Origin of the sequence: Streptomyces sp. ICC1, assembly GCF_003287935.1 — a bacterium.
Classification (GTDB): Bacteria; Actinomycetota; Actinomycetes; order Streptomycetales; family Streptomycetaceae; genus Streptomyces; species Streptomyces tritrimontium.
On sequence record NZ_CP030287.1, the window covers coordinates 461,587 to 484,348 of the forward strand.

Genomic DNA, 22,762 nt, shown 5'->3' on the forward strand with positions numbered 1-22,762 from the left:
GCGAGGGAACCGACAAAGCGTCGCTACGATGTCCGGGGCCGGAGGACCGTACCCGGCCGGGCCCGACCGACAAAGAAGCCGGCTGGCCCCCGCCCCGCTTCCGGAGGGTTTTCCGTGCCGGCTGGAACGTTGTACCGCGGCCGGGAAGGAATGTGGTCCTGGGTGGCTCATCGAGTCACCGGCGTCCTCATTTTCTTCTTCCTGTTCGTACACGTCCTCGACACCGCTCTCGTCCGCGTCTCTCCCGAGGCGTACGACGATGTCGTGGCTACCTACAAGACTCCGATCGTCGCGCTGCTGGAGTACGGCCTCGTCGCCGCAATCCTGTTCCACGCGCTCAACGGTCTCCGTGTCATCGCCGTGGACTTCTGGTCCAAGGGCCCGCGCTACCAGAAGCAGATGCTCTGGTCCGTCGTGGGCGTCTGGATCGTGCTGATGGCCGGGGCCGTGTACCCCGTGCTGCACCACGCCTACCTCGAACTGTTCGGGAAGTGACACGCATGTCTTCTGACACTTCTCCCGCCGACCTGAACAAGGTCATCGGCGACGTGGAGGCGATCTCCCTCTACGACGTCGACAACCCGGCGCCGTACATCGAGGCCCCGCGCAAGCGGACCGGCAAGACCCCGCGCTCGACCCGCGGCAACTTCGAGATGGTCGCGTGGCTCTTCATGCGCCTCTCGGGCATCGTGCTCGTCGTCCTGGTCATCGGCCACCTGCTGATCCAGCTCGTCCTCGACGGCGGCGTCTCCAAGATCGGCTTCGCCTTCGTGGCGGGCCGCTGGGCCTCCCCGTTCTGGCAGGGCTGGGACCTGCTGATGCTGTGGCTCGCGATGCTGCACGGCTCGAACGGCCTGCGTACCGTCATCAACGACTACGCGGAGCGCGCCAACACGCGTCTGTGGCTCAAGGGCCTGCTCTACACCGCCACGGTGTTCACCATTCTTCTGGGCACGCTGGTGATCTTCACCTTCGACCCGAACATCCGCTAGGCAACGGGGCTGAGGCGAAACCAATGAAGATCCACAAGTACGACACCGTCATCGTCGGGGCGGGCGGCGCAGGCATGCGCGCCGCCATCGAGTCGACGAAGCGCAGCCGCACCGCCGTGCTGACCAAGCTCTACCCCACCCGCTCCCACACGGGCGCCGCGCAGGGCGGCATGGCCGCCGCGCTCGCCAACGTGGAGGACGACAACTGGGAGTGGCACACCTTCGACACGGTCAAGGGCGGTGACTACCTGGTCGACCAGGACGCCGCCGAGATCCTGGCGAAGGAGGCCATCGACGCGGTCCTCGACCTCGAGAAGATGGGCCTGCCGTTCAACCGCACCCCGGACGGCACCATCGACCAGCGCCGCTTCGGCGGGCACTCCCGCAACCACGGCGAGGCGCCGGTCCGCCGGTCCTGCTACGCCGCGGACCGCACCGGCCACATGATCCTCCAGACGCTGTACCAGAACTGCGTCAAGGAGGGCGTGGAGTTCTTCAACGAGTTCTACGTCCTGGACCAGCTCCTGGTCGAGGAGGACGGCGTCAAGAAGTCGGCCGGCGTGGTCGCGTACGAGCTCGCCACCGGCGAGATCCACGTGTTCCAGGCGAAGTCCGTCATCTACGCCTCCGGCGGCACCGGCAAGTTCTTCAAGGTGACCTCCAACGCGCACACCCTCACGGGTGACGGCCAGGCGGCCTGCTACCGCCGCGGCCTGCCGCTCGAGGACATGGAGTTCTTCCAGTTCCACCCGACGGGCATCTGGCGCATGGGCATCCTGCTGACGGAGGGCGCCCGCGGTGAGGGCGGCATCCTCCGCAACAAGGACGGCGAGCGCTTCATGGAGAAGTACGCGCCGGTCATGAAGGACCTCGCGTCCCGTGACGTCGTCTCGCGCTCCATCTACACCGAGATCCGCGAGGGCCGCGGCTGCGGTCCGGCCGGGGACCACGTGTACCTGGACCTGACGCACCTGCCGCCGGAGCAGCTCGACGCGAAGCTCCCGGACATCACCGAGTTCGCGCGCACCTACCTGGGCATCGAGCCGTACACGGACCCGATCCCGATCCAGCCCACCGCGCACTACGCCATGGGCGGCATCCCGACGAACGTCGAGGGTGAGGTCCTCATGGACAACACCACCGTCGTCCCGGGCCTGTACGCGGCCGGCGAGGTCGCGTGCGTGTCGGTGCACGGCGCGAACCGCCTGGGCACCAACTCGCTGCTGGACATCAACGTCTTCGGCAAGCGCTCGGGCATCGCGGCCGCCGCGTACGCCCACGCCCACGACTACGTCGAGCTGCCCGAGAACCCGGCGCAGCAGGTCATCGACCAGGTCGAGCACCTGCGCGCCTCCACGGGCAACGAGCGGGTCGCGGACCTGCGCCTGGAGCTCCAGGAGACGATGGACGCCTGCGTGATGGTGTTCCGCACCGAGCAGACGATCAAGACCGCGGTCGAGAAGATCGCGGAGCTGCGCGCGCGCTACAAGAACGTGTCCGTCCAGGACAAGGGCAAGCGCTTCAACACGGACCTGCTGGAAGCCATCGAGCTGGGCAACCTGCTCGACCTGGCCGAGGTCATGGCCGTGTCCGCGCTGGCGCGCAAGGAGTCCCGCGGCGGTCACTACCGCGAGGACTACCCGAACCGCGACGACGTCAACTTCATGCGCCACACCATGGCGTACCGCGAGGTCGACGACAACGGCCAGGACTCGATCCGCCTGGACTACAAGCCCGTCGTCGTCACCCGCTACCAGCCGATGGAGCGTAAGTACTGATGGCCACCCCCACCCTGTCCAAGACGGACGAGATGGAGGCGGCGGCCGCCGCCTCGCCGTTCATCACGGTGACGTTCCGGATCCGCCGCTTCAACCCCGAGATCTCGGACGAGTCGACGTGGCAGGACTTCCAGATCGAGATCGACCCGAAGGAGCGCGTGCTCGACGGTCTCCACAAGATCAAGTGGGAACTCGACGGCTCGCTCACCTTCCGTCGCTCGTGCGCGCACGGCATCTGCGGCTCCGACGCGATGCGGATCAACGGCAAGAACAGGCTCGCCTGCAAGACGCTGATCAAGGACATCAACCCGGAGAAGCCGATCACGGTCGAGGCCATCAAGGGCCTGACGGTGATGAAGGACCTCATCGTCGACATGGAGCCCTTCTTCCAGGCGTACCGGGACGTCATGCCGTTCCTGGTCACCAAGGGCAACGAGCCGACGCGCGAGCGCCTGCAGTCCGCCGAGGACCGCGAGCGCTTCGACGACACCACCAAGTGCATCCTGTGCGCCGCCTGCACGTCCTCGTGCCCGGTGTTCTGGAACGACGGCCAGTACTTCGGCCCGGCGGCGATCGTCAACGCGCACCGCTTCATCTTCGACTCGCGTGACGAGGCGGGCGAGCAGCGCCTGGAGATCCTGAACGACAAGGACGGCGTGTGGCGCTGCCGCACGACCTTCAACTGCACCGACGCGTGCCCGCGTGGCATCGAGGTCACGAAGGCGATCCAGGAAGTGAAGCGCGCCCTCATCACGCGCCGCTTCTAGTTTTCGACGCGCCTCTCGCAGCGCTCGGCCCTGGCGGGCCTCCGCGCTTCGAGTCGCTGCGCCGGACTCCGTCCGTCGGTCTCGGCCGAGGCCGGCGGACGACGAAGGCCCCGCTCCCTCCGGATTCCTTCCGGAGGGAGCGGGGCCTTCGGCGTGTCAGGACCGGCCGATCTGGCTGGTGATCGTCGGGTCCGTGATGGCGGTGTCGTCGGCCAGCAGCATCGCCTTGCTCAGGATCACCGCCAGGGTCCTGTCGCCCTCGAAGGGCAGGTAGCCGGTCTCCGGTGAGCCGCCGCCGGCCTTCGGCACGATGCACAGGTACTGGTCGTTCGGCTCCATCAGGATGTTGCCGGAGCCGAGGTGGATCTTGTACGTGCGCAGCTCGCCCCGGACGTGCAGGAACCGGCCCTCGATGCGGCAGCGGTCCGCGATCGCCAGCCTCGGCACCAGCCGCTCCAGCAGCGTCCGCCGGGTCTCGGCGCTCTGGCCGAGCTCGCCGAAGCCGTACGAGGTCCAGTACTCGCGGAACCGGCCCCCGGGGCCGCCGTCGGACCAGGTGGGGTCGTTGCCCACGCTGGCGACCCCGACGAACAGGTCCACGTCGCGCAGCACCTCGCTGAGCACCAGCTCGGGAACCTCGGTCAGCGGGAGCGGCTCGACGGGGTCCCGGCCGTCGCGCAGGTACATGGTGTACCCGCCGCCGCAGACGTGCGCCCAGTTCTCCGGGGCGTCGATCGGATAGAAGCGCACCTGGTCGGTGGTCAGCCGCAGGTAGCTGCCGGACCCGGTGGTGTCGGCCTCGTAGTCCCCGCTGTCCTCGCTCCCGATCCAGTACTCGGCGCGCAGCCCCCACTGCGGGAGCTCGCGGACGGCGGGCGGCGCGCTGTCGTCCACGGCGAGGCGCAGCTTGTTGCGCCAGCCGCGGGCGGCGGCCAGCGCGTGGAACTGGTGCTGGCGCAGGACGTGGCCGGCGAAGCGGTTGGAGTACGTCCCGGTGTTCCGCTCGGCGTCGGTGAGCGGGTAGACCTCGCGGTGGGCCTGCTTGAACGGCTGGGTGATCGCGAGTGCTTCGAGGCGCTCGCGCACGGCGGCGACCTCGGCGGGCTCCCGGCCGATCGGGTGCCAGAGCAGCACCTCGGCTTCGGCGGTGACGCACAGGGGGTCGCCCGCGAGGGTGCGGATGTCGTGGCCGTCGTGGACCGCCGTGAGACCGGCGACCGTCCAGACCAGGCGGCGGGCGAGGGTGCCGACCAGCGGGTGGTCGAGGTAGCGCTCGCGCCAGGCCTGGTACGTCCAGCTGCGGCGGGCGAGGAACTGCCGGTCGAGGCGCTCCGCTTGGGCCGTGAGCATCTTGTCGATGTCCTTGACGGCCGCCTTGAGCTCCGCCAGCTCCTCGGCATGGTCCTGGCGGACGGCGGCGGGGACGGTCTTGACCGCCTTGCCGGCCGCGTTGCGCCAGGACAGCACCGCCTTGGGACCGCGCACCTCCAGCAGGGCGGTGGCCGCGCCGAAGGAGAACGCGGCCCGGCCGACCTCCGTGAGCCCGTAGCCCGGCACGGCCAGCTCCTCGACCTCCTCCCGGCTCAGCCCGAGCTTCTCGGCCCGTGCGCCCAGGGCGGTGTCGATGACCTTGAGGGTGCCCTTGAAGGTCACCCGGGCCGCCAGCCGCGCCAGTTCGGCGAGGGCCGCCTCGCCCTCGGTCCGGGACAGCGCGACGACTCCGGCGTTGGCCACCTTGGGGTTGAGCGGGCCGAGGCCGGGGACCTTCTTCAGGCAGGTCTCCACGAGCTTGCCGAGTGCGCGCGGTACCGCGGGGTGCGCGGGCAGGAGGGCCAGCAGCCAGGCCAGTCCGCGCAGTGCGTTGGCGTTGTACGGGTCGAGCTGAGCTCCCTGCCAGGTGTCCGTCATGGCGAAGGTGCGCGGGCGGTCGACGAGCGCGAGCCAGCCCAGGACCGCCCCGCGCACGGCGTCGGGGCCCGCGCCGGTCTCCTCGACGAGCGCGCGGGCGGTCTTCTCCCACTTGGCGGTGGGCCGGGCGACGGTGGCGGTCGCGGCGTGCGCGAGCAGCGCGTCCCAGCGGCCGCCGGCCATGGCCTCCTCGGCCCAGTGCTCGCCGACGTTGAGGACGGGGCCGGTCAGCTGCCCCATGATGTCGCGCAGTTCGGAGATGCCGTAGGAGATCAGGACGCTGCGCCGCAGCGTGGCCACGGCGGCGGGCGGGACGGCGAACCCGGCGGCGAGCGCGTCCCGCACCCGCGACGACCAACCGCTGCCGTAGGTGTGGTACTCCCGCCCCAGCCGCTCGAAGGCGGCCAGCTGCGCCCGGTCGAGGTGCTCGGCCATGTCAGCCACCCACCAGTGCGACGAGCTTGAGGAAGGTGACCTCGGTGCCGAGCGGGAGGTCGATCACCTCGTCGAGGTCGGTGATCTGACGGTCCCCCACCAGGACGAGGAACCCGTTGCGCCCGAAGGCGGCGTACGCCGCTTCGGTCTGCGCCTGCGGATCCACCCGGCCGCCCTCCTTGGCCGGCCGCACCAGCCGGCCGGCCGCCTCCTCGGCCACTTCCTGGAATATCCGCCTGCGGATCAACTCGCGCAGCGCGAGCCGCTCTTCGGCGATCTCCATTCCCCAGCCGCCACTGCGGCCCCCGGCAGTCGTCTCGTCGACGAACATCACGCTTCCCATGCCCGGAGACTAGGACCGGGCACTGACAAGCGGCCCACCGGCCTGTGGACGCCTGTGGAATCATCGGCCGCATGAGCGAGCAGCAACCGAATCCGTACACGAGCGGTCCCGGCCCGGGCGGCCACGGCGACCACCACACCAACCCGGGGCAGCCGGGTTACGGCTATCCGGCGCAGCCCGGCTACGGCTACCCCGGCCCGGCCCAGCCCGGCTACGGCTACCCGCAGCCCCCGGCCTACCAGCCGACGATCGCCGGCGCGGGCCTGCCCGCCCCGATACCCGCCCCCATGCCGGCCGGGCCGCCCGGGGGATACCCGGCCGTCGGACTGTCCCTGGGCGACATCTCCATCGCCGGCGACCAGATCATCACCCCGTCCGGCACGATGCCGCTCAGGGGAGCGGTCTGGAACGCCACGGACTTCTCCCGGACGGAGGAGAAGATCCCGGCGCACGCGATCGTGCTGGCGGTCATCTTCTTCCTGTTCTGCCTCCTGGGCCTGCTCTTCCTCCTGATGAAGGAGCGCCGCACGACGGGCTACATCCAGATCACGGTCAACAGCGCCGGCCGCCACCACTCCACGATGATCCCGGCCGTCGACCAGAGCACGTACATGTGGGTGATGAGCCAGATCAACCAGGCCCGCGCGCTCAGCATGTGACGCGGCCCGGGGGGCGGCCTCCGCTCGCGCCGCGGCCTCCCCCCGTCCGGAAAACCCGTGGTCCTCGCGACCGGGGTCCGGGAGGATCGCCGGATGATCCTTAACCATGATGTGGCCGGGCCCCAGGGCGGGCCGGCCGTCGTACTGCTGCACTCCTCCGTGTGTGACCGGCGGATGTGGGAGCCGCAGTGGGCGCCGCTGGCCGCGGCCGGTTTCCGGGTGGTCCGGGCGGACTTCCGTACCTGCGGGGAGTCCCCCGCCTCCGAGGTCCCGTACAGCGACCACGGGGACGTACGGGAGCTGCTGGACCACCTCGGGATACGGCGGTCCGCGTTCGTCGGCTCCTCCTACGGCGGGCGGATCGCGCTGACGCTCGCCGCGCTGCACCCGGAGCGGGTCAGCGCGCTGGCCCTGCTGTGCCCCGACCGGCCCGGGCGGCCGCCGAGCCCCGAGATGCGGGAGTTCGGCGCCGCGGAGGACGCGCTGCTCGATGCCGGGGACCTGGTGGGCGCGGCGGAGCTCAACGCCCGCCAGTGGCTCGGCCCGGAGGCCACGGACGACGCCCGCGGCCTCGTACGGGACATGCAGCTGGGGAACTTCCGGTCCGAGCCCGCCGCCGCCGGGGACCAGGAGCTCCCCGAGCCCGCGGTCGACCTGTCGGCCGTCAGGGCGCCCGTACTGGCCGTCGGCGGCGCGCACGACGTCCCCGTCTTCCGCCGCATCGCGGCCGAACTCCCCGGCGTCGTCCCCGGCGCCACCCACGTCGAACTCCCGTGGGCCGGCCACCTCCCCTCCCTGGAGCGCCCGGCGGAGGTCACCCGGATGCTGCTGGACTTCCTGCCGCGCTCCTGACCCGGATCGCCGAGACGGCCGAGGACCCGCTCGCGCGCTGTGCACCGGGGGTGCCTGGGAAGCCGGCCCGCACGTTCGCTTGAACCTGTTCAAAAAGAGGTCTACAGTCAGGGACGTCAGCAGTTGAACACGTTCAAGGGGGGCTGAGGGCAATGGACCTCACCGTAATCGCGTACGTCATCTACCTGGTCGTCAGCATCGCGCTCACCGTCTGGGTGGCCCGCACGCTCAGCCGCAACGGCCGCATCTTCATCGCCGACGTCCTGCAGGGGAACGAGAAGCTCGCGGACGCCGTCAACCAGCTCCTGGTCGTCGGGTTCTACCTCGTCAACATCGGCTTCGTGACCCTCTACCTGCGGTCGGCCGACGAGATCGTCGCGGCCCGCGGGCTCTTCGAGGCCCTCTCGGTCAAGATCGGCGTCGTCCTCCTGGTCCTGGGCGTCATGCACCTCGGCAACGTCTGGGTCCTCAACAAGATGCGGCGCCGCGGCATCATGGAGCGCCAGCAGACCCCGCCGGTCGCCCCCCAGGGGTGGACCGCGCCCGCCGGGGCCTGATCCCCGTGGCCACCACCGCGACCCGGCACCTGACGGTGCTCTACGACGCGAACTGCCCGCTCTGCGTCCACATCAGGCACTGGCTGCTCGCCCAGCGCTGGCTTGTGCCGCTCCGGCTCCTGCCCGCGGCCTCCTTCGAGGCGCAGCGCCGCTACCCGCAGCTCGATCACGCCTCGACGCTGCGGGAGATCACCGTCATCGGGGACGGTGGTCAGGTGTGGACCGGGACGGACGCCTTCATCGTCTGCCTTTGGGCGCTGGCCGAGCACCGGCCGAAGGCGAACTGGCTGGCCACCCCGGCCGGCCGGCCCTTCGCCAGGGCCGCCATGCACACCGCCGCAAAATGGCGCGAGGTCGTGCGGGACGGCTCCGGCGGGCAGGAACAACCGGCCTGTGACGACCAGTGCCCCGCACCCCGATAGGCTCATGCACCGTGACTGATCAGAAGGCTCCCAAGAGCGAGCAGACCCGCACGCTCATCCTCGAGACCGCGCTCCGCCTCTTCCAGGAGCGCGGCTTCGACAAGACGACGATGCGCGGTATCGCCAAGGAGGCCGGAGTATCGGTCGGCAACGCCTACTACTACTTCGAGTCGAAGGAACACCTGGTCCAGGGGTTCTACGACCGGATCGGCGCCGCGCACCTGGCGGCCGTCCGGCCGATCCTGGACAGCGAGACCGATCTGCAGAAGCGGCTCGCGGGCGTGCTCACCAGCTGGCTGGACATCGCCGAGCCGTACCACGAGTTCGCCTCGCAGTTCTTCAAGAACGCCGCGGACCCCGAGAGCCCGCTCAGCCCCTTCTCCCCGGAGTCGGAGCCGGCCCGCAAGCAGGCCATCGACATGCACCGCGAGGTGCTGGCGGGCGCGAAGACCAAGGTGCCGGCCGAACTGGCCGACGTACTGCCGGAGCTCATGTGGCTCTCGCAAATGGGCCTGGTCCTCTACTGGGTCTTCGACCGCTCCCCGAACAGCGAGAAGACCCGGCGGCTCGCCGACCGCGGCGCGCAGCTGACGACCCGGGGCATCATCCTGGCCCGCTTCCGGGTCCTGCGGCCGCTGGTGCGGGAGGTCCACGAACTGTTCGCGGACTTCCTCCCGGGCATGGCCCAGACGGCCGTGTCCCGCTCCGGCCGCAAGCGCGCCTCGGACCCGGACAACGGCCCCGAAGAGGGCCCGGAAGTCGGCTAGTGCTGTGACCAGCCCCGCTGGGCCCCGTACCGGGGCTCAGAGCCAGTTGAGGTCCCACAGGCGCCAGACGCCCGTGCCGTCCGAGAGGTACTGGGCGCCGGTGACGGCCTCGCGGGACATCACGTAGTCCTTCTTCTGCCAGATCGGCAGCATCGGGACCTGCTGGGCGACCAGCTTCTGCAGGTCGCGGAAGTCGTTCGCCGCGGCGCCGCGGTCCGAGAAGGACTGGGTGCGGGTGATGAGGTCGTCGACGGCCTTGTCGGAGAAGGCGTTGTTCATCGAGGAGTCGGCGCCGACGAGCGGGGCGAGGAAGTTGTCCGCGTCCGGGAAGTCGGCGATCCAGCCGATGGTGTAGGCGTCGAACTCGCCCGCCGCGTAGGCCTTCTGGAAGTCGGCCCACTTCTCGACCGGCTTGATCGTCAGCTGGAAGAGGCCGGTGGACTCCAGCTGCTTCTTGATCTCCTCAGCCTCGGCGACGTTCGCGCCGCGCGTGTTGACCCCGAGGTTGATCGAGACCGGGGCGCTGACCCCGGCGTCCTTGAGCAGCTTCTTCGCCGCGACCCCGTTCGGGGAGGGCCACGCGTCGAAGAACGGCGTGCTGTGGGCGGCGATGCCCGCCGGGACCAGCGAGTACAGCGGGGTGACCGTGCCCTTGTAGACCTCGCCGGCCACCTTGGCCCGGTCCAGGACCGCGGCGACGGCCTGGCGGACGCCGGCCTGGGCCACCGGGGAGCCGGTGCGGAGGTTGAAGACCATGCTGCGGATCTCGGTGCCGCCCGAGGCCTGGTACCGGGTGTCCTTCAGGCCCGGGTTGAGGGCCGCGAGGACGGCCGGCGGCATGTCTCGGTGGGCGACCTCGATGCCGCGGTCGGTCCAGGCCTGGTCGAGCTCCGCGGAGTCCTCGTAGTACCGGACGGTGACCGCGCTCTTGGAGATCTTGCCCTGGCCCTTGTACGAGGAGTTCGGCTTGAGCTCGGCGCTCGCGCCCGCCGTGTACCCGTCGAGGGTGAACGGGCCGGAGCCGTAGACCTTGTCGCCCTCGCGCAGCGCCTTCGCCGGGTACTTGTCCTTGTCCACGATCGAGGCGGCACCCGTCGCGATCTTGAAGGGGAAGGTGGCGTCACCGGCCGACAGGTTGAAGGTGACGGTGCGGCCCTCCGCCTTGACCGACTCCAGGGTGTTGAACAGCGGCGCCGGGCCCTGGTCGGAGTTGATCGCCTTGATGCGGTCGAAGGAGTGCTTGACGTCCTCGGCGGTGATCGCGCGGCCGGAGGAGAACTTCACGTCCGAGCGCAGCTCGCACTGGTAGGTGGTGAGCTTCGTGCCGATGAACTGGCAGGAGGAGGCCGCGTCGGGCACCGGGGTGTCCGAGCCGGTCCGGATCGTCAGCAGCGACTGGTAGACGTTGCTGAACAGGGCCCAGGAGCCCGCGTCGTACGCCCCGGCGGGGTCGAGGGAGGAGACGACGTCGCTCGTGCCGACGCGGATCGCCTTGCCGCCGCCGGCGCCCTGCGGCAGCAACTGCCAGGTGGCGACGCCGGTGACACCGAGGACCAGCCCGGCCGCGATGACTTTCGAGCGGACAGACCGCAGCATCCTTGACTCCACCCCACGTGCCGCACACCGCTGGGCGCGACCAGTTATCCGATTATCGGTCACATCCCATCATGGAAATTCGGCCTCGGGAAGGCCGGTTCACGGCGCTCCCTCGGAGGTTCGGGCGGTTCAGGCCTGATATGAGGCGAGTTCGACGACTGTGATGTCCGACGGTGCTCCGACCCGTACCGGCGGCCCCCAGGCACCGGCCCCGCGCGATACGTAGAGCTGGGTGTCGCCGTAGCGCTCCAGCCCGGCGACGGTCGGGTTGGCGAGGTCGGCGAGGTAGTTGCCGGGCCAGAGCTGGCCGCCGTGGGTGTGGCCGGACAACTGGAGGTCCACGCCGTGGCGGACGGCCTCGTCGATGACGACCGGCTGGTGGGCGAGGAGCACGGAGGTGCGGGAGCGGTCGCGGTCGCCGAGGGCGGCGGCGAAGTCGGGGCCGTGGCCCTCGGCCTCCCCCTGGATGTCGTTGACGCCGGCGAGGTCGAAGTACGGGAGCTCGCGGCGGGCGTTCTCCAGCGGCGTCAGGCCCAGCTCGCGGACGTGGTCGACCCACTGCTGCGCGCCCGAGAAGTACTCGTGGTTGCCGGTGACGAAGTACGAGCCGTGCCGCGCGCGCAGGCCCCGGAGCGGCTCGGCGGCGGGCCCGAGGTCGTGGACGCTGCCGTCCACGAGGTCGCCGACGACGGCGATCAGGTCGGGCTGGGTGCGGTTGATGGTGTCGACGATGCGCAGGGTGTGCGCGTGGCCGAGGACGGGGCCGAGGTGGACGTCGCTGACGACGGCGATGCGGAAGCCGTGCGCCGCGCGGGGCAGTTTGGCGAGGGGGACCTGGACCCGCTTGACGCGCGGCCCGCGCAGGACTCCGTACGCGCCGTACCCGACGGTGCCGACGGCCGCGGCGCCTGCCGCGCCGGCCACGGTCCGCGCGAAGCGGCGCCGGCTGAGCCCGTCGGGTCGGACCCCGGTCGGCCGGGCCTCGGCCAAGTCCGGCCGGGCGGGGGCTTCGGCGGGCGCGGGGACCGGCCCGGGTGACCCGGCCCCGATGACCTGGGCCGGAGCCGGGGTCGGGGCGGGCGGGGCGGGCTGAGCCGCCCGGGGCGCCCCGTTCGCCCGGCGGAGCCACACCGCGCGGACGGCCTCGGCCACGAGCATCGCCAGGGTCAGGTAGAGCAGGACGGCCAGCCAGAGGTAGCCCGGCCAGGAGACCGCGCGCTGGAGCCAGAAGGGCGCGCCCGCGCGGCCCGCGACCAGGGCGGCCAGGGCCAGGACCGGGAGGGCGAAGGCCAGGGCCGTGCCCGTACGGCGGGCGCGGCCGCCCGGGGCGGTGGTGTCGCGGACCAGCCGGATCCAGAGCCAGCGGTGGACCAGCCCCAGGAGGGCCAGTACGAGCAGGACGGCGGCCACTGCCAGTGCGATCGTCACGCGCCCTGCTCCTCACGTGATGCGCGCCGCAGCGCCCGTACCCCGCGCAACCCGATCACTCCTACGGCCGTCCCCAGGAGAAAGGACGTCACTGCCAGGAGAAGGTGGACCCAGAAGTAGCCGGTCGGGCTTCCCGCATCGTCGAACGCCAGGCCGCTGCCGTCCTTCCACAGGTTCCGAGTGAAAGAAACCCAGATGAACCAGCTCCACGCGCCGAAGGCGAGCAGGAACCAGGAAGTGGCGCGGCTGAGTCTCATGACCTCAGTATCGGCTCCGCCCCCGGGACGGACGCGCGGGGGTGGGCTGTCCCGGCGGTGGTTGCGGCGGGTTGGCCGGTCCGTGCCGCTGATCACAGGATCTGGATGTACTTTCACCTGCGTGTCTGCCAAGAAGACCGCACTGACGGTCCTTTCCGCCGCACTGCCCGCACTGCTGGTCCCGGCGCTGCTGGTGTCGCCCGCGCACGCCGCGCCGACGCCCACGCCGCCCGCCGACGGGAAGGGCCAGCCGCCCAAGGCGCCCGCGCCGCCCGCCTCGATGTCCACGGTCGGCGGCGCGTCGCTGGGGCAGCCCGGCACCCAGGTCAACCCGATGCCGGGCGCGCCCGCGCTGCCGGCGAACCTGACGGGCCGTTCGTGGATCGTGGCCGACGCCGAGACGGGCGAGGTCCTGGCGGCGCACAACGCGCACTGGCGGCTCCCCCCGGCCTCCACGATGAAGATGCTCTTCGCCGACACCGTGCTGCCGGGCCTGCCCAAGGAGCAGGTCCACAAGGTCACCGACCAGGAGCTGGACGGGGTCGGTGCCGGCTCCAGCCTGGTGGGCATCAAGGAGGACACCGAGTACACGGTCCACGATCTGTGGCTCGGGGTGTTCCTGCGCTCCGGCAACGACGCCGTGCACGTGCTTTCGGCCATGAACGGCGGCGTCGAGAAGACCGTCAAGGACATGCAGGCCCACGCCGAGGAGCTCCAGGCCCTGGACACGCACGTGGTGTCCCCGGACGGCTACGACGCTCCGGGCCAGGTCTCCAGCGCCTACGACCTCACCCTCATCGCCCGCTCCGGACTGCAGAAGCAGGACTTCCGGGAGTACTGCGGCACGGCCAGCGCGAAGTTCCCCGGCAGGCAGGAGGCCGGCAAGCCGCGCGACACGTTCGAGATCCAGAACACCAACCGGCTGATGACCGGCGCCGGCGGCCTCCCCCCCTACAAGGGCATCGCCGGGGTGAAGAACGGCAACACCACGATGGCCGGCTCCACCTTCACCGGCGCGGCCCAGCGCGGTGACAAGAAGCTGCTGGTCACGGTCATGAACCCGGGTACGGGCGGGGCCAACTCCGTGTACGAGGAGACCGCCGACCTCCTCGACTGGGGCTTCGCGGCGGCCGGCAAGGTCAAGCCGGTGGGCGAGCTGGTGCCGCCGAAGAGCGCGGACACCTCCTCGCACGGCTCCCCGGCCCAGTCCCACGAGAACAACCCGTCGGCGTCCGGTGACGGCGCGGGCGGCGGGGTCGGGACGGCCCTGGGCGTCACGGGCGGGGTGCTGGCCGTCGTGGCCGGCGGGGCGTACGCGGTCAACCGGCGCTGGCCGCGGGGGCGCGGCCGCCGGGCTCGCGGCCGGGCGTAACGGGACCGGGGGCCCCGTCCGCGGACCCGCCGGAGGAACCGTCCGCGGACCCGCCGGCGGAGCCGCCGGAGGCCCCGTCCGCCGTGGCGCCCGCCCGGTCGGCGCCCGGCTCCGGGTCCTCCACCCCGTCCCCGTCCGCATCGTCGCGGCTGGCCGTCCAGGCGGCGCAGAACAGCAGCAGCTTCGCCGTGAGGTTGATCCAGACCAGCAGCGCGATGGGCACGCCGAAGGCCCCGTACATGCTCTTCGTGGCGACTTCCCGCATGTAGCCGCTGAGCAGCAGCTTCAGCAGCTCGAAGCCGGCCGCGCCGATCAGTCCCGCCTCGATCAGGCGGCGGCGCGGCGGTTCGACGCCGGGGAGCAGGGTCAGGACGTAGAGCAGGATCAGGAAGGCGGCCACGACTCCGACGAGGAAGGCCCCGCCGCGCAGCAGCCCGCCGCCGGCGCCCTCGCGCGGCACGCCCAGCCAGTCGCCGGCCTTCCCGACCGCGCTGGAGCCGAAGATCGAGGCCGCGGCCGAGCACAGGCCGACGCCGCCGAGGCCGATGAGGACCAGCGCGTCCTTGCCCTTGCGGACGAAGGGGTTGCCCTCGTCCTCGTCGTCCTTCTCCCAGACGGCGCGCAGGCAGCCCCGCATCGAGCCGATCCAGCCGATCCCGGTGAACAGGAGGATGCCGGCGGCGACCAGGCCGACGGTGCCGGCGTTCGCGACGAGGGCGTTGATGTCGAGCTGGTCGGAGATCCCGGGGACCTGCTCGGCGAGGTTCTTCTGGAGCCGGTCGAGCTGCTCCTGGCTCAGCAGTCCCGCGCCGACCGCGGCGGCCACGGTGATCAGCGGGAAGAGCGCGAGGAAGCTGATGAAGGTGATGGCGGCGGCGAGCCGGCTCCAGTGCACGCGGTCGAGCCGCTGGTACGAACGCCACAGGTGGGTCCGCATCAGCGCGGACACGAGGGGCCCGATCAGCGGGAGTTTCGTCAGCCAATCCATACGGTCACCGTAAATGAGCTGTCGCAAATAGCCGGTATTGCCGGTTTTGGGGACTACGGTCGTCGATTGTGACTTTTCGCCCGACGGTTCGTCCGTTCCATGCCCTGGTCCTGCGAAGGATCAGCTTCCGCTTCCGGTTCCTGCGTCAGGAACGGCGTACGGTCGCCTCTCCTGCGGCACTGGCCGCAATGTCCGTGGCCGACCCCGGCTGCGCCGGGACGCCGGCCGCGCCGCTGCCGAACGGATACTCCCGCAGCTTGCGCCAGACCCCGTCCGAGCCCTGCTCGTAGAGCGCGAAGCCGGAGCAGGTCCACTCGGCCGCGTAGTCCGCGAGCTCGCTGAACGCCCGGTCCATCGCCTCCTCGGAGATCCCGTGGGCGACCGTGACGTGCGGGTGGTACGGGAAGGCCAGCTCCCGGCTGAGCGGCCCTTCCGGGTCGCGGACCCGGCCCTGGAGCCAGGTGCAGCCGGGGCCGCCTTCGACGACCTGGACGAAGACGACCGGCGAAAGGGGGCGGAAGGTTCCCGTACCGGCCAGCCGCATCGCGAAGGGAAGGCCGGTGGCCGCGACCTGGGCCAGGTGGGCCCGGATCTCCGGAAGCCGGTCCGCGGCCACCTCCGTCGGCGGTACGAGGGTGACGTGCGTGGGAATGCCATGCGCGGCGGCGTCCCCGAAGCCGGCGCGCAGCTCCTGGAGGCTGCTGCCGTACGGCTCCGGGACCGCGATCGAAACGCCGAGCGTTACGGTCCCCACGTATCTCTCCTCCGCCTGTCGTCCTGCGCGTCGCCCGTGTGCGGCCTGTGCGCCGCGTGTGTGCTGCCGCACCAGTGTGGCGGCAGCACCCCCCAGATCGCCAGGGCCCTCTTTCCCCCGCGTGCCCGTCAGTGCTTCGCGGGCAGGAAACCGAGGTGGTCGTAGGCCTGCGCCAGGGTCTCCGCGGCGACCGCCCTGGCCTTCTCCGCGCCCTTGGCCAGCAGGGAATCCAGGGTCTCCGGATCGTCCAGGTACTCCTGGGTGCGCTGCTTGAAGGGTGTGACGAAATCGACCATCACGCCGGCCAGGTCCGTCTTGAGCGCGCCGTAGCCCTTGCCCTCGTACGCGGCCTCGAGCGCGGGGATCGACTCGCCCGTGAGGGTGGAGTAGATCGTGAGCAGGTTGCTGACGCCGGGCTTCTTCTCGGCGTCGAAGCGGACCTCCGCCTCGGTGTCCGTGACCGCGCTCTTGATCTTCTTCTCGGTGGCCTTGGGCTCGTCGAGGAGGTTGATCAGGCCCTTGGGGGACGAGGCCGACTTCGACATCTTGATCGCCGGGTCCTGGAGGTCGTAGATCTTCGCGACCTCCTTGACGATGTGCGCGGCGGGGAGGGTGAAGGTCTTCCCGAAGCGCTGGTTGAAGCGCTCGGCCAGGTCGCGGGTCAGCTCGATGTGCTGGCGCTGGTCCTCGCCGACGGGGACGGCGTTGGCCTGGTAGAGCAGGATGTCCGCGACCTGCAGGATCGGGTACGTGAACAGGCCGACGGTGGCGTTGTTGGCGCCGCCCTTGGCGGACTTGTCCTTGAACTGGGTCATCCGGCTGGCCTCGCCGAAACCGGTGATGCAGTTCATGACCCAGCCGAGCTGCGCGTGCTCGGGCACGTGGCTCTGGATGAAGAGCGTGCAGCGCTCGGGGTCCAGGCCGGCGGCGAGCAGCTGCGCGGCGGAGAGGCGGGTGTTCGCGCGGAGGTCCTTCGGATCCTGCGGCATGGTGATCGCGTGCAGGTCGACGACCATGTAGAAGGCGTCGTGCGTCTCCTGCAGGGCGACGTACTGCCGGATGGCTCCGAGGTAGTTCCCGAGGTGGAACGAACCGGAGGTGGGCTGGATGCCGGAGAGCGCGCGAGGACGATCAGAAGCCATGGCGCCATTCTCTCAGGTGCGATGGCGAGCTCGGGCCCGCCGCTGGCCGGAACCGGGCGGGTCGCTCCGCCGGCGCCCCGGCCCCGTACGGGTACCCGGCGGTAGCGGCCCGTCCGGATCTTGCCTCGGCCGAGCGACCGCTTTCTGCGCGGGTCCGGCGGGGCCGGACTGCCCTCGGGGCAGGTCCGGCCCCGTCAGGGGGCTACGCCAGCGGGAGCCCGGGGGCCGGGAAGGCGGCCATCAGGTCGCAGACCTCGGCGCGGACGGCGGCCAGGGTCGCTTCGTCCCCCATCGCGGCGGCGTCGACGGCCCGCGCGATCCAGTCCGCCACCACCGGCATGTGCTCGACCGCCAGACCGCGCGAGGTCAGCGACGGCGTGCCGATGCGGATGCCCGACGGGTCGAACGGCTTGCGCGGGTCGAACGGCACCGTGTTGTAGTTCACGACGATGCCCGCCCGGTCCAGCGCCTTCGCCGCGATCTTGCCGGAGACGGCCTTGCCCGTGAGGTCGATCAGGATCAGGTGGTTGTCCGTACCGCCCGAGACCAGGTCGAAGCCCCGCTCCAGCAGCGCCGCGGCCAGCGCCTTGGCGTTCGCGACGACCGCGTGGGCGTACGACACGAAGGACGGCTGCGCCGCCTCGTGGAGCGCCACCGCGATGCCGGCCGTCGTCTGGTTGTGCGGGCCGCCCTGGAGCCCCGGGAAGACGGCCTTGTCGATGGCCTTCGCGTGCTCCTCGCGGCACATCAGCATCGCGCCGCGCGGGCCGCGCAGGGTCTTGTGCGTGGTCGTCGAGATCACGTCCACGTGACCCGCCGGGGACGGGTGCGCCCCGCCCGCGATCAGGCCCGCGATGTGGGCGACGTCCGCGACGAGGACCGAGCCCGCCTCCTTCGCGATCGAGGCGAAGGCCTCGAAGTCGATCGTGCGCGGCAGCGCCGTACCGCCGCAGAAGATCAGCTTGGGGCGCTCCGCGAGCGCGAGGTCCCGTACCGCGTCGTAGTCGATGAGGCCGGTCTCCGCCTGGACCCCGTACTGCACGCCGCGGAACCAGGAGCCCGTCGCCGAGACGCCCCAGCCGTGCGTCAGGTGCCCGCCCATCGGCAGGGCCATGCCCATCACGGTGTCGCCGGGCTTGGCGAAGGCCAGGTAGACGGCGAGGTTCGCCGGCGAGCCGGAGTACGGCTGCACGTTGGCGTGGTCCACGCCGAACAGGCCCTTCGCCCGCTCGATCGCCAGCGCCTCGACGCGGTCGATGTTCTGCTGGCCCTCGTAGTAGCGGCGGCCCGGGTAGCCCTCGCTGTACTTGTTCTGCAGCACCGTGCCGGAAGCCTCCAGCACGGCCGCGGACACGTAGTTCTCGCTGGGGATCAGGCGCAGGGTCTCCGCCTGCAGCGTCTCCTCGGCGGCGATGAAGGACGCCAGCTCGGGGTCGGTGGCGAGCAGGGCGGGGTGACGGTGGTTCGCGCTCATGGCGGCTCCTCCGGGGTCGATGTCAGATCTCGTCCCCGCGAGGCCCAGGCGAGCGGCCCTGTATGCGGTCGTGCCCGCACGACTCCCCCGGAGTTCGTTCTCCGTACGCCAGTCGCCGTGCGTGCCGCCCACCTTAGCGGCCGCGCCACGGATGAGGTTTCTCTGTCCGGCATACGAGCGAGGATGCAGATTGAGACCTCCCCTTGAACGAAAGGGATTCCTACCTCACGCTGCCTGGCGGACCGGCGGTCCGTCAGGTCTTCCGCGATCAACGGCAGCCGGGATGAAACCAGCCCGGACGAGCATGACGCGCGCGGAGTTCTTGTCTCCGGGAGAGACGGCTCCGCACGCGGTGCATGTGTAGGTGCGTTCCGACAGCGGGAGTGCGTGCTTGGTTCTCGCTCCGCAGTGTCCGCAGTGTCCGCAGTCCATGGTGGTGTGCGCGGGGTGCACGAGCCGCAGGTCGCGGCCGTGCTTGCGCGCCATGTTGATCAGCTCGCGCTTCGTAGTGGAGATGGCCGCGTCTGCGGCCTTGCGGGCCATCGTGGACTTGGCGAGGAACTTCGGCCGGAAGTCCTCCGCCGCGATCCGCCCGAAATCCGTCACCACGCGCTTGGCCCACTTGCGGGCGGTGTCCTGGCGCTGGCGGGCGATCTTCTTGTGTACCTTCGCGGCTTGCCTCTTCGCCCGGCGGTAGCCCTCCGATGCGGCCCGGCCGCGATTCGGTTTACGGCGGGCCATCATCCGCTGATAGCCCGCCAGCTTCCCGGCCGCCTTCCTGCCGTGCCCGGCATGCGGAAGATCGTGATCGTCGCTGGTGGTGGTCGCGGTCTCCTTCACGCCCCAGTCGACACCGATCGCCGCGCCCGTCACCGGCAGTGGCTGCGCCTCGGCCTGAATGACGAAGGAGGCGTACCAGTGGCCGAGGCCGTCGCGGTAGACGCGGACACTGGACGGGTCGGAGGGAAGCTCCCGCGACCACACCACTGTCAGAGATATGCCGCCCGCCAGGTGAAGGAGGCCGTCCTTCAGCCGGAACCCGCGACGGGTGTAGTTGAGGGTGGGGTCTGCCAGTTCCTTCTTCTTGAGCCTGGGCATCCCCGCCCTCTGCCGCACCGGCAGCCGCGCCTTGATGTCCTTCAAGGTTTTGGCACGGGAGGCGGCGAAGTCCCGGATGATCTGCTGCTGAGGCACCGACGCTCCCGCCCGCGACACCCCACCCGAACGAGTGACCGACCACCCGACGATGCCTCAACGTGGGGAATCTCCATCGGTTCAAGGTCTTCCCCCGGCGCTGCCATGGCGAACGCCGATCCGCTCGTGGGAGGATCTGCTCCCTTGTCCCGCTACGCGGGGAGCCGGATTCATCCCCGGCCGGAAGGCCAGGACTTCCTCCGGTTCCCCGGTGACGCCACCCCCGTCACAGGCCTGGACGGACGATCGGAGACCCCGTGTCGACAACTGCTGATGCCATCCGCTCCGCCGACGCGCACAGCGCGCACAACTACCACCCCCTGCCCGTCGTCGTCGCCACGGCGGAGGGCGCGTGGATGACCGACGTGGAGGGACGCCGCTACCTCGACATGCTCGCCGGCTACTCGGCCCTCAACTTCGGCCACGGCAACCGCCGTCTGCTCGACGCCGCCCGCGCCCAGCTGGAGCGGGTCACCCTCACCTCCCGCGCCTTCCACCACGACCGGTTCGCGGACTTCTGTACCGAGCTCGCAGCGCTGTGCGGCAAGGAGGCGGTGCTGCCCATGAACACGGGCGCCGAGGCCGTGGAGACCGCGGTGAAGACCGCCCGCAAGTGGGGCTACGAGGTCAAGGGCGTGCCGGACGGGCACGCCAAGATCGTGGTCGCGGCCGACAACTTCCACGGCCGCACCACGACGATCGTGTCCTTCTCCACGGACCACGAGGCCCGCGACCACTTCGGCCCCTACACGCCGGGCTTCGAGATCGTCCCGTACGGGGACCTCACCGCCCTCGCCGCCGCCGTCACCTCCAACACCGTCGCCGTGCTGCTGGAGCCGATCCAGGGCGAGGCGGGCGTCCTCGTACCGCCCGCCGGATACCTGCGGGGCGTACGGGAGCTGACGCGCGAGCGGAACGTCCTGTTCATGGCGGACGAGATCCAGTCGGGACTGGGCCGGACCGGCAAGACCTTCGCGTGCGAGCACGAGGAGGTCGTCCCGGACGTCTACATCCTCGGCAAGGCGCTCGGCGGCGGCGTCGTGCCCGTCTCGGCGGTGGTCGCCGACCTGGACGTGCTCGGCGTGTTCAAGCCCGGCGAGCACGGCTCCACCTTCGGCGGGAACCCGCTGGCCTGCGCCGTCGCACTGGAGGTCGTCGCCATGCTCCGCACCGGCGAGTACCAGCAGCGGGCCGCCGAGCTCGGCGACCACCTGCACCGGGAGCTCAACCTGCTGGTCGGCGGCGGCGCGGTGACCGCCGTACGGGGCCGCGGGCTCTGGGCGGGCGTCGACATCGACCCGGCCCGCGGCACGGGCCGGGAGATCTCCGAGAAGCTGATGGAGCTCGGGGTCCTGGTGAAGGACACCCACGGGTCGACGATCCGGATCGCGCCGCCGCTGGTGATCAGCAAGGAGGACCTGGACTGGGGGCTGGACCAGCTCAGGTCGGTCCTCGCCGAGTAGGCGCGCCGCGACCCGGCGGGCTCACCCGGTCACCGCACTAGAGGATCAGAGGATCACGTGGGGCAGGAAGCGGGCGTACTCGTCCGTGACCGGCCCCTCCGATTCGCGGATGCCGAGGCCCGCCGCCTCGTCCTCGACGACCCACGCGCCGAGCACCACCCGGTTGCCGTCGAAGTCGGGCAGCGGGGCGAGTCCCTGGAAGACGTACGTCTCGTCCGGTTCCGGGGCGAAGGGCTCGCCGTCCACGGGGTGCAGGGTGACCCCGGCCCCCTCGCGCCCCAGCAGCGGCTTCGCGACGTAGCCGGTGGTCCGCGCGAGCTCGCGCGGGCCGTCGAGGTAGGCGGGCAGCAGGTTCGGGTGCTCGGGGAAGAGCTCCCACAGGATTGCCAGCAGCGCCTTGTTGGAGAGCAGCATCTTCCACAGCGGTTCGATCCAGGCCGTCGTCCCGCTGCCGCCGCCGTGGTCGTAGGTGCCCAGCACCTGCGGTCCGAAGGCGTCGGTGGCCAGCCACTCCCACGGGTAGAGCTTGAAGCAGGCGCGGATGAAGCCGAGCTTCTCGTCGACGAACCGGCCGGACAGGCTGTCCCAGCCGATCTGCTCCACGGACAGCTCCCGCGCGTCGATGCCGGCCTGCTCGGCGGTCTCCTGGAGGTAGGCGACCGTCATCAGGTCCTCGCCGAGCTCGTCGGTCTCGGAGTGCGCGAAGTGCACCGGGCCGGGCGGCAGCAGCTCCGCCTGGCGGCGCCAGGCCTCGACGAGCCGCTCGTGGAGGGAGTTCCACTGGTCGGCGCCGGGGAACCGTTCCTCCATCCAGAACCACTGCGGGCTCGCCGCCTCCACGAGGGAGGTGGGGGTGTCCGCGTTGTACTCCAGCATCTTGGCGGGGCCGCCGGCGCCGTCATAGCGCAGGTCGAAGCGGCCGTAGAGCGAGGGCTGTTCGGCGCGCCGCCGCCAGGACTCGGCGATGAGCGCGGCGAGCTTCGGGTCGGTGATGCCGAGGTCCGCGAAGCGGTCCCGGTCGACGATGTGCTCCGCCGCCGCCAGGCACATTGCGTGCAGTTCCTCGACGACGTTCTCCAGCGCCTCGACCTCGGGCAGCGAGAAGGAGTAGTACGCGCTCTCGTCCCAGTAGGGGCGCAGCGAGTCGTCGGGGTAGCGGGTGAGGGGGTAGATCAGCCCCTGCGCCTCGACCGTCTTCTGCCAGTCCGGGCGGGGCTCGATGGTGTGGCGCTGCACGCTGGATCAGCCGCCCGAGGAACTCTTGTGGCTGCCGCCGATGCCGCCGCGGGTGACGGCGGACTTGTCGAAGCTGCCGCCGCTGACCTTGTTCTTCGCGACGGTGCCGCCGTAGTAGTAGGCGCCGCGGCCCCCGCTCTTGCACTCCTTGGTGTTCAGCTTGTCCAGGGTGGCGCGGTCCGCGCAGCGCTTGTCGGGCTCGTTGCTGCTGCCGCAGGCCACCAGGGCGGCGGCGAGCAGGCCCATGCCGCCGAGCGCCACGGCGCCGGAACGCATTCGGCGTGTGGTGCGCTTGTTGTCGGTGCTGCTACCGCTGCTGCTACCGCTGCTGTCCATGTGTGGTTCGCTCCCCCTGGGTGGCCGGCTGCCGACAGACTA

General features: G+C 70.9%; 23 protein-coding genes and 1 riboswitch. Of the genes, 11 read left to right on the forward strand and 12 right to left on the reverse strand.

Annotated features, from left to right (window positions below; all coding sequences use genetic code 11):
* Nucleotides 1–114: 114 nt before the first annotated feature.
* The 4 genes from sdhC to DRB96_RS02205 are packed head-to-tail and all read left to right on the forward strand — an operon-like array spanning nt 115 to nt 3,537.
* The gene (gene sdhC, locus DRB96_RS02190; RefSeq protein WP_112446511.1) at nt 115–495 is read left to right on the forward strand and encodes a succinate dehydrogenase, cytochrome b556 subunit; all 381 of its coding nucleotides are present in this window, start codon (nt 115–117) and stop codon (nt 493–495) included.
* A gap of 5 nt (nt 496–500) precedes the next feature.
* A complete protein-coding gene (locus DRB96_RS02195) occupies nt 501–992 on the forward strand; it encodes a succinate dehydrogenase hydrophobic membrane anchor subunit (protein ID WP_112446512.1) in 492 nt (163 codons plus the stop codon).
* Nucleotides 993–1,015: 23 nt separating this feature from the next.
* Complete coding sequence (gene sdhA, locus DRB96_RS02200) at nt 1,016–2,770, forward strand: succinate dehydrogenase flavoprotein subunit (protein ID WP_112446513.1); 1,755 nt, start codon at nt 1,016–1,018, stop codon at nt 2,768–2,770.
* Nucleotides 2,770–3,537: a succinate dehydrogenase iron-sulfur subunit gene (locus tag DRB96_RS02205; protein WP_112446514.1), complete on the forward strand. Its 768-nt coding sequence runs from the start codon at nt 2,770–2,772 to the stop codon at nt 3,535–3,537. The genes sdhA and DRB96_RS02205 overlap by 1 nt, the downstream gene beginning before the upstream one ends.
* A 156-nt stretch (nt 3,538–3,693) precedes the next feature.
* On the opposite strand, the gene DRB96_RS02210 is transcribed toward DRB96_RS02205, so the two are convergent.
* Both DRB96_RS02210 and DRB96_RS02215 read right to left on the reverse strand, forming a co-directional pair.
* Entirely contained in the window at nt 3,694–5,880 is a 2,187-nt protein-coding gene (locus DRB96_RS02210; protein WP_112446515.1) for a DUF4132 domain-containing protein, read from the reverse strand.
* Nucleotide 5,881: 1 nt separating this feature from the next.
* Nucleotides 5,882–6,223: a hypothetical protein gene (locus DRB96_RS02215; protein WP_112446516.1), complete on the reverse strand. Its 342-nt coding sequence runs from the start codon at nt 6,221–6,223 to the stop codon at nt 5,882–5,884.
* Between the two features lie 71 nt (nt 6,224–6,294).
* Between DRB96_RS02215 and DRB96_RS42625 the strand changes: the two genes are divergently transcribed.
* From DRB96_RS42625 to DRB96_RS02245, 5 genes are all read left to right on the forward strand, one after another.
* Nucleotides 6,295–6,882, forward strand: coding sequence for a hypothetical protein (locus DRB96_RS42625; RefSeq protein ID WP_162689044.1), 588 nt, complete (start codon nt 6,295–6,297; stop codon nt 6,880–6,882).
* Between the two features lie 93 nt (nt 6,883–6,975).
* Nucleotides 6,976–7,734 (forward strand): alpha/beta fold hydrolase, encoded by a 759-nt coding sequence (locus DRB96_RS02230; RefSeq protein ID WP_112453155.1) that lies wholly within the window; start codon nt 6,976–6,978, stop codon nt 7,732–7,734.
* A 152-nt stretch (nt 7,735–7,886) separates the two neighbouring features.
* Nucleotides 7,887–8,291, forward strand: coding sequence for a hypothetical protein (locus DRB96_RS02235; protein WP_112446519.1), 405 nt, complete (start codon nt 7,887–7,889; stop codon nt 8,289–8,291).
* On the forward strand, nt 8,288–8,713 hold the full coding sequence (locus DRB96_RS02240) for a DCC1-like thiol-disulfide oxidoreductase family protein (RefSeq protein ID WP_112453157.1): 426 nt from the start codon (nt 8,288–8,290) through the stop codon (nt 8,711–8,713). Before DRB96_RS02235 ends, DRB96_RS02240 begins: the two co-directional genes overlap by 4 nt.
* An 11-nt stretch (nt 8,714–8,724) precedes the next feature.
* A complete protein-coding gene (locus DRB96_RS02245; RefSeq protein WP_112453156.1) occupies nt 8,725–9,480 on the forward strand; it encodes a TetR family transcriptional regulator in 756 nt (251 codons plus the stop codon).
* A gap of 36 nt (nt 9,481–9,516) precedes the next feature.
* On the opposite strand, the gene DRB96_RS02250 is transcribed toward DRB96_RS02245, so the two are convergent.
* The 3 genes from DRB96_RS02250 to DRB96_RS02260 all read right to left on the reverse strand — a co-directional run bounded on the left by DRB96_RS02250 (nt 9,517) and on the right by DRB96_RS02260 (nt 12,761).
* Nucleotides 9,517–11,073 (reverse strand): ABC transporter substrate-binding protein, encoded by a 1,557-nt coding sequence (locus DRB96_RS02250; protein ID WP_112453158.1) that lies wholly within the window; start codon nt 11,071–11,073, stop codon nt 9,517–9,519.
* A gap of 132 nt (nt 11,074–11,205) precedes the next feature.
* Nucleotides 11,206–12,498: a metallophosphoesterase gene (locus DRB96_RS02255; protein ID WP_204357977.1), complete on the reverse strand. Its 1,293-nt coding sequence runs from the start codon at nt 12,496–12,498 to the stop codon at nt 11,206–11,208.
* Between the two features lie 2 nt (nt 12,499–12,500).
* Nucleotides 12,501–12,761, reverse strand: coding sequence for a hypothetical protein (locus DRB96_RS02260; RefSeq protein ID WP_112453159.1), 261 nt, complete (start codon nt 12,759–12,761; stop codon nt 12,501–12,503).
* A 121-nt stretch (nt 12,762–12,882) separates the two neighbouring features.
* Here DRB96_RS02260 and DRB96_RS02265 point away from each other — a divergent pair, with 121 nt between their 5' ends.
* Nucleotides 12,883–14,133, forward strand: coding sequence for a D-alanyl-D-alanine carboxypeptidase (locus DRB96_RS02265; protein ID WP_239516066.1), 1,251 nt, complete (start codon nt 12,883–12,885; stop codon nt 14,131–14,133).
* On the opposite strand, the gene DRB96_RS02270 is transcribed toward DRB96_RS02265, so the two are convergent.
* The 5 genes from DRB96_RS02270 to DRB96_RS02290 all read right to left on the reverse strand — a co-directional run bounded on the left by DRB96_RS02270 (nt 14,081) and on the right by DRB96_RS02290 (nt 19,739).
* The gene (locus tag DRB96_RS02270; RefSeq protein ID WP_112446522.1) at nt 14,081–15,121 is read right to left on the reverse strand and encodes a YihY/virulence factor BrkB family protein; all 1,041 of its coding nucleotides are present in this window, start codon (nt 15,119–15,121) and stop codon (nt 14,081–14,083) included. The genes DRB96_RS02265 and DRB96_RS02270 overlap by 53 nt on opposite strands.
* A 145-nt stretch (nt 15,122–15,266) precedes the next feature.
* Entirely contained in the window at nt 15,267–15,875 is a 609-nt protein-coding gene (locus DRB96_RS02275; protein ID WP_112446523.1) for a 2'-5' RNA ligase family protein, read from the reverse strand.
* 128 nt (nt 15,876–16,003) lie between these two features.
* On the reverse strand, nt 16,004–17,017 hold the full coding sequence (trpS, locus tag DRB96_RS02280) for a tryptophan--tRNA ligase (RefSeq protein ID WP_112446524.1): 1,014 nt from the start codon (nt 17,015–17,017) through the stop codon (nt 16,004–16,006).
* A 202-nt stretch (nt 17,018–17,219) separates the two neighbouring features.
* On the reverse strand, nt 17,220–18,491 hold the full coding sequence (gene glyA, locus DRB96_RS02285) for a serine hydroxymethyltransferase (RefSeq protein ID WP_112446525.1): 1,272 nt from the start codon (nt 18,489–18,491) through the stop codon (nt 17,220–17,222).
* 35 nt (nt 18,492–18,526) lie between these two features.
* Nucleotides 18,527–18,617, reverse strand: a riboswitch (ZMP/ZTP riboswitch).
* 99 nt (nt 18,618–18,716) lie between these two features.
* Complete coding sequence (locus DRB96_RS02290; protein WP_239516761.1) at nt 18,717–19,739, reverse strand: transposase; 1,023 nt, start codon at nt 19,737–19,739, stop codon at nt 18,717–18,719.
* Between the two features lie 203 nt (nt 19,740–19,942).
* On the opposite strand from DRB96_RS02290, the gene rocD reads away from it, so the two are divergent.
* Entirely contained in the window at nt 19,943–21,148 is a 1,206-nt protein-coding gene (rocD, locus tag DRB96_RS02295; protein WP_112446527.1) for an ornithine--oxo-acid transaminase, read from the forward strand.
* Nucleotides 21,149–21,193: 45 nt separating this feature from the next.
* Here the strand turns inward: rocD and DRB96_RS02300 are convergent, their stop codons facing one another.
* Both DRB96_RS02300 and DRB96_RS02305 read right to left on the reverse strand, forming a co-directional pair.
* On the reverse strand, nt 21,194–22,384 hold the full coding sequence (locus tag DRB96_RS02300; RefSeq protein WP_112446528.1) for a glutathionylspermidine synthase family protein: 1,191 nt from the start codon (nt 22,382–22,384) through the stop codon (nt 21,194–21,196).
* A 6-nt stretch (nt 22,385–22,390) separates the two neighbouring features.
* A complete protein-coding gene (locus DRB96_RS02305) occupies nt 22,391–22,720 on the reverse strand; it encodes a hypothetical protein (protein ID WP_112446529.1) in 330 nt (109 codons plus the stop codon).
* Nucleotides 22,721–22,762 lie beyond the last annotated feature (42 nt).

Coding starts and splice junctions, on each gene's coding strand:
- DRB96_RS02195 (WP_112446512.1), top strand. CDS start 501: ATGTCTTCTGACACTTCTCCCGCCGACCTGAACAAGGTCATCGGCGAC.
- sdhA (WP_112446513.1), top strand. CDS start 1,016: ATGAAGATCCACAAGTACGACACCGTCATCGTCGGGGCGGGCGGCGCA.
- DRB96_RS02205 (WP_112446514.1), top strand. CDS start 2,770: ATGGCCACCCCCACCCTGTCCAAGACGGACGAGATGGAGGCGGCGGCC.
- DRB96_RS02210 (WP_112446515.1), bottom strand. CDS start 5,880: ATGGCCGAGCACCTCGACCGGGCGCAGCTGGCCGCCTTCGAGCGGCTG.
- DRB96_RS02215 (WP_112446516.1), bottom strand. CDS start 6,223: ATGGGAAGCGTGATGTTCGTCGACGAGACGACTGCCGGGGGCCGCAGT.
- DRB96_RS42625 (WP_162689044.1), top strand. CDS start 6,295: ATGAGCGAGCAGCAACCGAATCCGTACACGAGCGGTCCCGGCCCGGGC.
- DRB96_RS02230 (WP_112453155.1), top strand. CDS start 6,976: ATGATCCTTAACCATGATGTGGCCGGGCCCCAGGGCGGGCCGGCCGTC.
- DRB96_RS02235 (WP_112446519.1), top strand. CDS start 7,887: ATGGACCTCACCGTAATCGCGTACGTCATCTACCTGGTCGTCAGCATC.
- DRB96_RS02260 (WP_112453159.1), bottom strand. CDS start 12,761: ATGAGACTCAGCCGCGCCACTTCCTGGTTCCTGCTCGCCTTCGGCGCG.
- DRB96_RS02270 (WP_112446522.1), bottom strand. CDS start 15,121: ATGGATTGGCTGACGAAACTCCCGCTGATCGGGCCCCTCGTGTCCGCG.
- trpS (WP_112446524.1), bottom strand. CDS start 17,017: ATGGCTTCTGATCGTCCTCGCGCGCTCTCCGGCATCCAGCCCACCTCC.
- glyA (WP_112446525.1), bottom strand. CDS start 18,491: ATGAGCGCGAACCACCGTCACCCCGCCCTGCTCGCCACCGACCCCGAG.
- DRB96_RS02305 (WP_112446529.1), bottom strand. CDS start 22,720: ATGGACAGCAGCGGTAGCAGCAGCGGTAGCAGCACCGACAACAAGCGC.